Source organism: uncultured Rhodococcus sp. (genome assembly GCF_963525155.1).
Classification (GTDB): Bacteria; Actinomycetota; Actinomycetes; order Mycobacteriales; family Mycobacteriaceae; genus Rhodococcus_F; species Rhodococcus_F qingshengii.
Genome location: NZ_CAURKP010000263.1, coordinates 1 through 5,642, shown reverse-complemented (window position 1 = coordinate 5,642; position 5,642 = coordinate 1). Strand labels below are relative to the sequence as shown.

Genomic DNA, 5,642 nt, shown 5'->3' with positions numbered 1-5,642 from the left:
AAAAGTGTATTCATGGACGCGAACGATATGCACTTTTAGGCGGCGTCGACATATCTCTTCCGGCTGGGTGTAAACCCCGAAACGGCTCCACGCCCGGGCGCATTCTACGAAATGAATCCGACAGGGCGTGGAGCCGTTTGTGTAAAGGTCCGACTATCGCTGGTTGCGGGGCTTCCAGACCACCAACGCGTTGTTGCGCGGAATCGGCACGAGATCCCGGCGATAGCCCGCATGGACTTTCGCGATCTCCTCGGCCAATTCGCGGACGCGATGCTGCAGAGCCTCGACCTGGTTGGTCAGTTCGATGATTCGTTTGATTCCGGCAAGGTTGACTCCCTCGTCCTGCGAAAGCCGTTGCACTTCACGAAGAAGCGCAACATCACGCGGGGAGTAGCGTCGTCCGCCACCGGTGGTTCGATGCGGGGTGACCAACCCGAGTCGGTCGTAATTACGCAAAGTCTGCGCGTGCATTCCGGCCAACTCGGCTGCCACCGAGATCACGAAGATCTGAGCGTCAGGATCGACCGTCGCATCCCATTGATTCTGCGGTCGCTCTGTCATCATGCACCGGCCCACCCGGCCCGTGGATCGAACCCGCTCGCCTTCTCGGCTTCGAGATAGGTTTTCAGCGCTTCGATCGCCGGGTCGTCCAACTTCTGCGGAACGGATACCTTGACCGTGACCAGAAGGTCACCGGCACCGTCCGGCCGCTTGGGGATACCGCGTCCGCGAACTCGCAGAATGCGTCCGTCCACCGTTCCAGCCGGAACCTTCACTCCGACACGGCCTTCCAAAGTCGGCACGGACAGTGTCGTTCCCAGCACCAGCTCGCCGTAGCTCACCGGAACCGTCAGTGTCAGGTCGTCGCCGTTGCGTCCGAAGACACTGTCCGGCTTGACGCGGATGTTGACGAACAGGTCGCCGGCCGGAGCGCCGCGGAGTCCCGCTTCGCCCTTGCCCTTGAGTCTGATCTTCTGACCGTCACTCACACCGGCAGGCACGCGAACCGTGATGGTCCGTGTGCGATTGGTGACGCCGCTACCGTGGCAGTCTTCACACGGCGAGTCGATGATCGAGCCGGTTCCCCGGCAATCGTCACACGGCTCACTGAATCCGAAGGCGCCCTGGTTGCGGCTGACCACGCCGGTTCCGTTGCAATGTGGGCACACTCGCGGGCTGGTGCCCGGCTTTGCGCCGCTGCCGTGACACGTGGTGCACGACGTAGGGCTGGTCAGACGAAGAGGGACAGTGACACCGAGCGCCGCTTCACGGAAGGCGAGCGTCGTCTCGGTCTCGAGATCCTTGCCTCGACGCGGGCGGTTGGGCGCAGCTGTTCGCTGGCCCGCTCCCCCGCGGTTGAACAATCCGCCGAAGATGTCTCCGAGACCCGAGTCCTGCCCACCGGCCCCGCCGCCGAACAGGTCGTTGATGTCGAAACCACCAGCGCCGGGGTTGAATCCGCCGCCGCCCTGCGCGCGGGGGCCGAAGCCGCCGCTGGCAAAGAGGCGCCGAGCCTCGTCGTACTCCTTGCGCTTGTCCGGATCAGACAGAACGGCATGAGCTTCACTGACGGACTTGAAACGCTCTTCGGCCTTCGCATCGTCAGGGTTGGCGTCGGGATGAAGATCCCGAGCCAGCTTGCGATACGCCTTCTTGATTTCGTCGGCCGTCGCGGTGGACGAGACGCCCAGCTCCTTGTAGAAGTCCTTCTCGATCCACTCCCGTTGACTCACTGGGCGTCTCCTCCTCTCACTCTTACTTCGCTTCTTGTTCTGAACCGTCTGCAGGCTTGTCGCCTACCCGGTCCGTCACGGCCACCATCGCGGTCCGAAGGACCCGGTCGCCGAGCTTGTATCCCTTGCGCATGACCGTCCCGAGTACCGGGTCGTGGCCTTCGCCTTCATGCTGCACCGCTTCGTGGAGTGCGGGATCGAAATCGTCACCCTCGCTGCCGAAGTCGGTCAAACCCAGACCCGTCAGGGTCGTGTTGAGTTTGTCTGCGAGTGCACGCAGTGGACCCGATTCGAGGTCACCGTGTGCCCGAGCGCGATCCAGGTCGTCGAGAATTCCGATGAGCTCGGTGATGACCGAAGCCCGCGCGGTTTCCTTGATGACCTGCTTGTCACGCTCGACGCGACGACGGTAGTTGGTGAACTCCGCCTGAAGTCGCTGCAGATCCGCAGTCCGTTCGGCGAGCTGATCGGTGGCGGATGCTTCCTCCACGATCGACTCTGCTTCCTGAACTACCCCTGTGTCTTCCGAGTCGAGCGGCGGCAGGGATTCCCCCGCCGCCTCTCCCTGTGCACCGGTCTCGGGGTCGACCGGGTTGTTCTCGGAGTTGTCCGAGGTCACTTCTTGTCCGAGTCGGTGGGCTCGTCGACAACCTCGGCGTCGACGACGTCGTCGTCATTGCCTGCGCCGTCGGTGTTTCCGGCCTCGTTTGCAGCGGAAGCCTCGTAGATGGCCTGGCCCAGAGCCTGCGACTCGGTGCCCAGCTTCTCCACTGCGGTCTTCACTGCAGCGATGTCGGTGCCTGCCAGGGCGTCGTTGACGTCCTTGACCGCTGCCTCGACCTTGGTCAGGATCTCCTCGGAGACCTTGCCCGCGTTCTCACCTTCACGCTGCTCCTTGACGAACTTCTCCGTCTGGTGGACCAGCGACTCGGCCTGGTTGCGGACCTCTGCCTCTTCGCGACGGGCCTTGTCTTCCTCGGCGTGAGCCTCGGCGTCCTTGACCATGCGCTCGATCTCTTCCTTGGACAGACCGGAGCCGTCCTGGATCTTGATCGTGTTTTCCTTGCCGGTGCCCTTGTCCTTCGCCGTCACGTGCACGATGCCGTTGGCGTCGATGTCGAAGGTGACCTCGATCTGCGGAACGCCACGCGGGGCGGGCGGCAGATCGGTGAGCTCGAAGGAGCCGAGCAGCTTGTTGTGCGAAGCGATTTCGCGCTCACCCTGGAAGACCTGGATCTGCACCGAAGGCTGGTTGTCGTCAGCGGTGGTGAAGGTCTCGGAACGCTTCGTGGGGATCGTGGTGTTGCGCTCGATGAGCTTGGTCATCACGCCACCCTTGGTTTCGATGCCGAGGGAAAGCGGCGTGACGTCGAGGAGCAGAACGTCCTTGACCTCACCCTTGAGCACACCGGCCTGGAGTGCGGCGCCGACGGCGACGACCTCGTCCGGGTTGACGCCCTTGTTGGGCTCACGGCCACCGGTCAGTTCACGAACCAGATCGGAGACGGCCGGCATACGGGTGGAGCCACCGACGAGCACGACATGGTCGATGTCCTTGACGGCGATTCCGCTGTCCTTGATCACTGCCTGGAACGGCGCACGGGTGCGATCGAGCAGGTCGGAGGTGATCTTCTGGAACTCGCTGCGGGTGAGCTGCTCGTCCAGGAAGAGCGGGTTCTTGTCCGCGTCGACCGTGATGTACGGGAGGTTGATGGAGGTGCTCTGCGAGCTGGAGAGCTCGATCTTCGCCTTCTCCGCAGCCTCACGCAGACGCTGCAGGGCCATCTTGTCCTTGGTCAGATCGATGCCGTTCTGAGCCTTGAACTTGTCGACCAGCCAAGCGACGACGCGCTCGTCCCAGTCGTCGCCACCGAGGTGGTTGTCACCGGAGGTTGCGCGAACCTCGACGACACCGTCGCCGATTTCGAGCAGGGAGACGTCGAAGGTGCCGCCACCGAGGTCGAAGACCAGAATGGTCTGCTCGGTGTCACCCTTGTCGAGTCCGTATGCCAGTGCAGCCGCGGTGGGCTCGTTGACGATACGAAGGACGTTGAGGCCGGCGATCTGGCCGGCTTCCTTGGTTGCCTGACGCTGTGCGTCCTCGAAGTACGCGGGGACGGTGATGACGGCGTCGGTGATGTCTTCGCCGAGGTAAGCCTCCGCGTCACGCTTGAGCTTCATGAGCGTGCGGGCGCTGATTTCCTGCGGCGTGTACTTCTTGCCGTCGATTTCCACGTTCCAGTCAGTGCCGATGTGGCGCTTGACGGAGCGGAGGGTGCGGTCGACGTTCGTGACTGCCTGGTTCTTCGCGGGCTGACCGACGAGAACCTCGCCGTTCTTGGCAAATGCGACCACCGAGGGGGTGGTACGTGAGCCTTCGGCGTTGGCGACCACTACGGGCTCGCCGCCCTCCAGCACTGCAACTACCGAGTTGGTCGTACCGAGATCGATACCGACTGCACGAGCCATAGTGTTCCTACCTTTCGTTCTGCGGTTCTCTGCCCGAGTGGTTGATCTCGAACATGACCGCGAGCTTTTCGCTTGGTGAGCGTCCTCCGCTCAAGTTTGCCTCCGACCGTGGCCGGGAGTCAACTTGAAGTTGAGCCGAGGGCGCTCAAGCTTGTCGAAATGGTCAACTACAGCCCACGTAGATTTGTTCCCGCCTTCCCCGAAAAGCCGGAAAAGTGCGCCACATCACTTCCGAATCTCTCCGAATGGCTACGATCGGCCGGTGACCGATCCCGACAATTCTCCCGCGCGACCTCCTCGCCCGTCACCTCCACGCCCGGCACCCGAGCGACCCGACGTCTCGGTTCGGCCGCTCCGACCTGCAGCGAGCGACGAGACACCCAAAGCCGTGACATTGTCCACCTCTGCCTGGATCGGCTCGTTCGTCGTCCTGGCCGGAATCGCCGGAGTGGTAGTCACCAGCCTCGACGACGTCCGGTCGGCTCTCGAAGAATCGACTGCGCGCGACAATCCCGGATACTCGTCCACCGACATCTCCGATGCCGTGACCGTCGTACTCGCCGGCAGCGGCGGCGGCGCTCTCGTCCTGGTCCTGCTCGCACTCATGAGCCTTCAACTCCTCCGCGCACGCAAGAACGCCGGGCGGGTGATGACGGCGATCGTGGGAGTCGTGAGCATCGCGGCCGGACTCGGCTTCATGTCTCTGGTCGACGGCGCAGCAGACATCGGCGCCGGAGTTCTGAGATGGGGTCCGATTCTCTACTGCGCCCTGGTCGCGGTGGCGGCGATCGCTCCGTTCGCTCCCGGTGTCAGCACCTGGCTGCGGGGACGCCGATGAAGGTTCACGTACAACTGGACTCCGCGCCGGGCGCGGGCGCTGCTCGTAGCCGTGAACTCGCGGAGACCGGCGCCGGTGGCCTGTTCACGTTCGAGGGACCACACGACGTGTTCTTCCCGCTCGTCGAAGCAGCATCGGCCGTCGACCTCGACCTGATGACCAACGTCGCCATCGCATTCCCCCGCAGTCCCATGCATCTGGCGCATTCGGCCAACGACCTGCAGTTGCTCAGTCGCGGCCACTTTCGACTGGGTCTCGGATCGCAGATCAAACCGCACATCGAAAAACGCTACAGCGCAACGTGGTCGCGTCCGGCGGCCCGCATGAAGGAGACGGTCGCAGCGGTCAAGGCGATCTTCACTGCGTGGGAGAACACCTCGACGCTGAACTTCCGCGGCGAGTTCTTCACCCACACGTTGATGCCTCCGACGTTCGATCCCGGCCCCAACCCCTATGGGCCGCCGCCCATCCTGATGGGTGCGCTCGGACCGGTGATGACCAGGACGGCTGCCGAGGTGGCCGACGGACTACTGGTCATGCCGTTCCACACGCAACGTCATTTCCTCGAACGAACACTTCCGGCCGTCGATGCCGGTCTTCAC

At 63.3% G+C, this 5,642-nt stretch carries 6 protein-coding genes; 2 read left to right on the top strand and 4 right to left on the bottom strand.

Annotated features, from left to right (window positions below):
* Positions 1-153: 153 nt before the first annotated feature.
* The 4 genes from RWT78_RS27640 to dnaK are packed head-to-tail and all read right to left on the bottom strand — an operon-like array spanning position 154 to position 4,202.
* On the bottom strand, positions 154-564 hold the full coding sequence (locus RWT78_RS27640; protein ID WP_003944355.1) for a heat shock protein transcriptional repressor HspR: 411 nt from the start codon (positions 562-564) through the stop codon (positions 154-156).
* The gene (dnaJ, locus tag RWT78_RS27635) at positions 561-1,733 is read right to left on the bottom strand and encodes a molecular chaperone DnaJ (protein ID WP_003944329.1); all 1,173 of its coding nucleotides are present in this window, start codon (positions 1,731-1,733) and stop codon (positions 561-563) included. The genes RWT78_RS27640 and dnaJ overlap by 4 nt, the downstream gene beginning before the upstream one ends.
* A 22-nt stretch (positions 1,734-1,755) precedes the next feature.
* A complete protein-coding gene (gene grpE, locus RWT78_RS27630; RefSeq protein WP_283569029.1) occupies positions 1,756-2,352 on the bottom strand; it encodes a nucleotide exchange factor GrpE in 597 nt (198 codons plus the stop codon).
* Positions 2,349-4,202, bottom strand: a complete 1,854-nt coding sequence (dnaK, locus tag RWT78_RS27625; RefSeq protein ID WP_003944365.1) for a molecular chaperone DnaK — start codon at positions 4,200-4,202, stop codon at positions 2,349-2,351. Before dnaK ends, grpE begins: the two co-directional genes overlap by 4 nt.
* Before the next feature lie 262 nt (positions 4,203-4,464).
* On the opposite strand from dnaK, the gene RWT78_RS27620 reads away from it, so the two are divergent.
* Positions 4,465-5,040: a hypothetical protein gene (locus RWT78_RS27620; RefSeq protein WP_039972689.1), complete on the top strand. Its 576-nt coding sequence runs from the start codon at positions 4,465-4,467 to the stop codon at positions 5,038-5,040.
* A partial coding sequence (locus RWT78_RS27615) for a TIGR03617 family F420-dependent LLM class oxidoreductase (RefSeq protein ID WP_314682367.1) occupies positions 5,037-5,642 on the top strand: 606 nt, incomplete at its 3' end. The genes RWT78_RS27620 and RWT78_RS27615, both read left to right, overlap by 4 nt.